General features: G+C 72.4%; 4 protein-coding genes. 1 reads left to right on the forward strand and 3 read right to left on the reverse strand.

Translation table 11 applies throughout. The features are described 5' to 3' along the window. The 3 genes from E2651_RS41545 to E2651_RS41555 all read right to left on the reverse strand — a co-directional run. Positions 1–1,539, reverse strand: a 1,539-nt coding sequence (locus E2651_RS41545; RefSeq protein WP_280922833.1) for a hypothetical protein, incomplete at its 3' end; no start/stop codon positions are given. Between the two features lie 17 nt (positions 1,540–1,556). Continuing rightward, positions 1,557–1,859 (reverse strand): pilin, encoded by a 303-nt coding sequence (locus E2651_RS41550; protein WP_245239539.1) that lies wholly within the window; start codon positions 1,857–1,859, stop codon positions 1,557–1,559. Positions 1,860–2,238: 379 nt separating this feature from the next. After that, the gene (locus E2651_RS41555) at positions 2,239–3,012 is read right to left on the reverse strand and encodes a hypothetical protein (RefSeq protein WP_135336449.1); all 774 of its coding nucleotides are present in this window, start codon (positions 3,010–3,012) and stop codon (positions 2,239–2,241) included. Positions 3,013–3,528: 516 nt separating this feature from the next. On the opposite strand from E2651_RS41555, the gene E2651_RS41560 reads away from it, so the two are divergent. Continuing rightward, a complete protein-coding gene (locus E2651_RS41560; protein WP_135336450.1) occupies positions 3,529–4,173 on the forward strand; it encodes a hypothetical protein in 645 nt (214 codons plus the stop codon). Positions 4,174–4,248 lie beyond the last annotated feature (75 nt).

Genomic DNA, 4,248 nt, shown 5'->3' on the forward strand with positions numbered 1-4,248 from the left:
GGCTGGGCGTGCGGCCGGGCCTGGAGGGGCGCCGGCTGCCGGGGCGCCTGCGGCGGGGGCGGCAGGTCCGGGCGGTGCGGGGTGGCCCGCGCGAGCCCGGCCCGGTGCTCCGGCCCTGGCCCGGCCACCTGCTCCGGCGCCTGGTCGGCGTGGCCCGCCGCCTGCTCCGCCGGGTCCGCGGGGTCGGCCACCGCCGGGACGTCCGCCTGCGCCACCACCGCCGGGTCGAGGACCTCCGCCCCGGAGTGGGCCGCCGCCTCCTCCTCCACCAGGGCGGATGCCCGCGCGCCGGGGGCGACGGGCGCCGCCGGGCAGGTAGCGACCCATCAGTTGGTACATGGCCAGGTGCCGCAGCATCCGTACCGGCGCCGGGGCGTGTGGCTGTTGGATGGGCGAGCCGCGCAGGACGACCTGCAGGGTCCAGCCGGGAATCTTGAACAGCACCCAGAACAGGGCCAGTCCGGCCAGCAGCGTGCCCAGCTGATCGGCTTTGGGGATGCCGAGTGCGGTGGCGCCCGGGGCGAAGAACAGCTTCAGCGCCAGGATGAAGATGATCGACTGCGCGACCTGGATGACCAGACACCCGGCAAGGCCTCGCCACCACAGCCGGGCCAGCGGATCGGTGAGCGGGTGGGCATGGCAGGACAGCGCCAGCGGTGCGGAGACCGCGAGCAGTGCCATCAGCGCGACCCGCACGATGAAGCCGACCAGGACCGCGATGACCAGGACGAGCTCGACGACGGCGAGCAGCAGGAGATAGATGGCGATGCCGGTGGGTCCGAAGAGGGCGAAGGGCAGGGCCCGTTCGACCAGTCCCTGTCCGGCGTCGGAGAGGTCGGTGCCCATGATGGCGTGGGCGAGGGCGTTGGCCAGGGAGATGGCCTTGCCCATGACGGTCAGCGAGGTGCCCGCCGCGATGATGCCCACGACCAGGCGCGGGGCGATCTGTTTGAGGGCGTAGCTGGTCTGCACGGTCTCGTAGCCCATGACGGTCAGGCCGCCGCCGGTCACGAACAGCACGTAGATCCCGATGGTGATGGCCATGGCATCGGCCCACAGGTGCTTGATGTCCGCGTGCTTGGTGACATCCGGGGTGGCCAGCAGGGTGTCGGCGAGCAGCTCCCGCAGCGGCTTCATGGCCTGCTCGATGAGCATCCCGAGGAACGCGGTGATCGCGTTGATGACCATGCCGGGGATGTCGAGGAGATTGCCGAAGAACCCGTCCGCGTTCGGATCGGGCGGCGTCGCGGGAGGCGTCGGCCCCGGCGCGGGCTCCGGGGGCGAGGGCTTGTCCGGCTCGGGCTTCGGCTTTCCCGGGGCGGGAGTTGGCCCTGGCTGGGGTTTCGGCTCGGCGGTCTCGGGGCCGGAATCCGGGGGTGGCACCACCGGACCGGGTTGCGGAGCTGGTTGGGGTTCTGGATCCGCAGGCGCGGCGGGCACGTGGACGATTGCAGCCGGAGGCGTCGTGGCGTACGCGGCAGGCACCGCGGCAACGATGCCGGCGGCCAGCACAAGCGCCGCGAACACCAGGGTGCGCATGCGGCAGCGCGCGGGGCTCACTGCCCGCCCCCGCCCGCGCCGACGATGCCTTTGAGGATGGTGACGAGGACCGGCGCCAGGATCGCAAGGCCGTAGCCGATGGCCGCGGCCTTCAATGCCCGCTTGGCGGCCTCGACTTCGCCGGGATCACCACCGGCCATGAGGTAGCGCAGCCCGCCGAAGGTGAGGAACAGGGTGGCCAGGCCGGCGAGGATGCCGACGATCCAGTTCCGCAGGTTCTCGATCACCTGCGGGATCGTGGCCACCGCCCACGAGAGGGGCGGATCCGAGAGCAGTACGGCGAGGACGAGGACCGTCACGAACAAGGTCCGGACGATGGCGCGGCCCAGACGACGCCACGCCGGTCGGCGGGCCCCTGCCCGGAGCGGGCGCAGAGGTACGAGCACGGACACCACCTCCTGGTGAAGGCGCAGACAGCAGGGCAAGCGGGAGCAGCGGAGAGGTGATGGGCTCCTTGTCCCCAGGGGTTCGGGCTGGCCCGCGGCAGCGCTTCACCTCCTTCACCTCGAAGGCGGGCCGCTGGGATGCGGGAACAGTGGCTGGGTCGGGTGTCAGCACGAGACGCCGTGCCCGAACCCCGGGGACTTCAGAGACGAGAGTGGTTACGGCGCCGAGGGGGCCGCCGGTGCTCTCATCCCCTTAAGGAGAAATGCGGGGCCCGATCGTGCCAGGGGCGTGTCAGAACTCGCCTGCGGTCAGCGCGAGGGCCAGGCGCTGTTCGGCGTCGGCCCGGCGGCGAAACGCGGTGCGCACACTCATCCCCGCCACGCTCGCGGCCTGGGCCATGACCGCGCGCTCCAGCCGTGTCTGCGCGATGAGTTCGGCCTCCTCCCTGACGAGGACACCGGCATCCACGGCCCGCTCCAGTACCGCGAACACCTCCGCCGTGCCACGGGCGGGAAGCGGCGATGCACCGGCGGTGTTCTCGTCCAGCGGCACGAGAACGGTGCGCCGCGCACGCTGCGCGGCGTACAGCAGACGGTGTGCGGCCCGGTCTCCGGCCCGCACCAGCCGCAGCCCGGTGTGCGGCTCGTGCGGGGCCAGGGCCGCAAGTTCGGCGGTGACCGCTGTCAGCACCTCCTGCTCCACTTCGCACGCCTCGACCTCCGCCAGCCGTGGCAGCCGGGCCAGCGTGCGCCGCAGGGCGGGGATGGCGAGGCCGACGGCGACGGTGCCCCACGGCTCCCCGCACAGCGCCCGGCGGCGCAGGACTTCCTGCCACACCCGGGCCCGGGCCTGCTCGGTGCAGCTGGGGTGCACCATCCGGGCGCGGATCCGGGCGATGGACTGCGGGGCAGTGGCGTCCGAGTCAGCGGTCGGCGTCATGGACAGGGTGAGCGGGCTGCTCCCGGAGGCGAGAGCGAGAAACGCGGACTCCACCGCCTCCAAGGGGGAGGGCGAGAGTGAAACGGACGAGAGTGGGCGGGCGGGACGAAGGGACGTGCGGCGCATGAGGGCTCCTTGCCTTGATGCGGCGGATCTGGGTCGCCGCCCATCGCGCCAGCCACCCCCGTCACGGCCTTGCCACCCCCGCACCCCCGGGCTGCCAGGAGCGAGCCACGGCCCTGCCACACGCCCGCCACGCCCTGGCAGATCTGGCGCTGACCGGCCTCTTCTTCCTCGGCCCGGACCCGGAGAAAATCACTGAAGAATCTTGAGGAGGCCCCGAGCCCGCCGGTGCCCGCGGGCAGGCGTGGCTCCGAAGGAGCTCTGTTCACCGAATCCCGGCCCGGCCTCGTACGCTGCCACCGCCTCGTGCCAGATCGCGCGCTGACCAGCAGCTTCGGAGGTACGCGCCACCCGAAGTGGGAGAAGGCCGTCCGACGTCACCAGCCCTCGCCGATTTGGCGCGCACCAGGTGACGTACCAGGTGACTCGGTGCAGTCGGCTGGCACGATCGTGCCCGGAAATTCTCCTTAGACAGATGTCAGCACTTCTTGGCGCCCGGCCCGCTCAGCGTGCCCACCCATGACCAACTCCCGCATGACGACGAGTCCCTCGCCGCTGCCGACCAGCGTCTGGCTGCCCGGCTCTCACGACACCGAGGTCGCGCCCGCCTTTCCGGCCGTACTGCCCGACTGGGCGATCGACAAGATCCGCCGAGAGTTCACCCACCGCCCTGGCCGCACGCCCGCAGCACTGTGGCGCCTGGCCATCCACGACACCGACGCCGGCATGGATGCCCGCACGCCCTGCGTGGTCCACCACGGACCCGACGCCACCGGGGCAGGCCGCATGCCGCTGCTCCTCGCGGAACTCCACCCCGACACCCTGCCCGCCGTCGCCCCGCACAGCCGTTATGGCAGCGACGAGCAAGGCGCCATGGACGACGGCTGGCCCGGCTTCTTCCACCGCGCCCACCGTCTCCTCCGCGAGGACGGGCTCCTGCTGCTGGCCACCCGCCAGCGCCGGGACGCCGGAGTCCTGACCGACCCGCTCGGCCTGCTCATCGCTTCCGCCCGCACCGCAGGCTTCCGCTACCTGCAGCACATCGTGATCGTCCACGGCCATGCGGTCGAAGACCGGATCGTGCCCGCGCCACCCGAGGGCGCACCGCCCGGGCTCATCCACTGCGACCTTCTCGTTCTGCGCGCAGAGGGGAGCCGGTCATGACCCTGCCCCCGTACCCGGTCTCGGTGTGGAACACCGCCCCCACCTCCGCCCCCGCCCAGCGGGGCGGCCGCTACG

Source organism: Streptomyces sp. MZ04, assembly GCF_004684775.1.
Lineage (GTDB): Bacteria > Actinomycetota > Actinomycetes > Streptomycetales > Streptomycetaceae > Streptomyces.

Bases quoted from the DNA above. Each gene is read 5' to 3' on its own strand.
- E2651_RS41555 (WP_135336449.1), bottom strand. From the start codon at position 3,012: ATGCGCCGCACGTCCCTTCGTCCCGCCCGCCCACTCTCGTCCGTTTCA.
- E2651_RS41560 (WP_135336450.1), top strand. From the start codon at position 3,529: ATGACCAACTCCCGCATGACGACGAGTCCCTCGCCGCTGCCGACCAGC.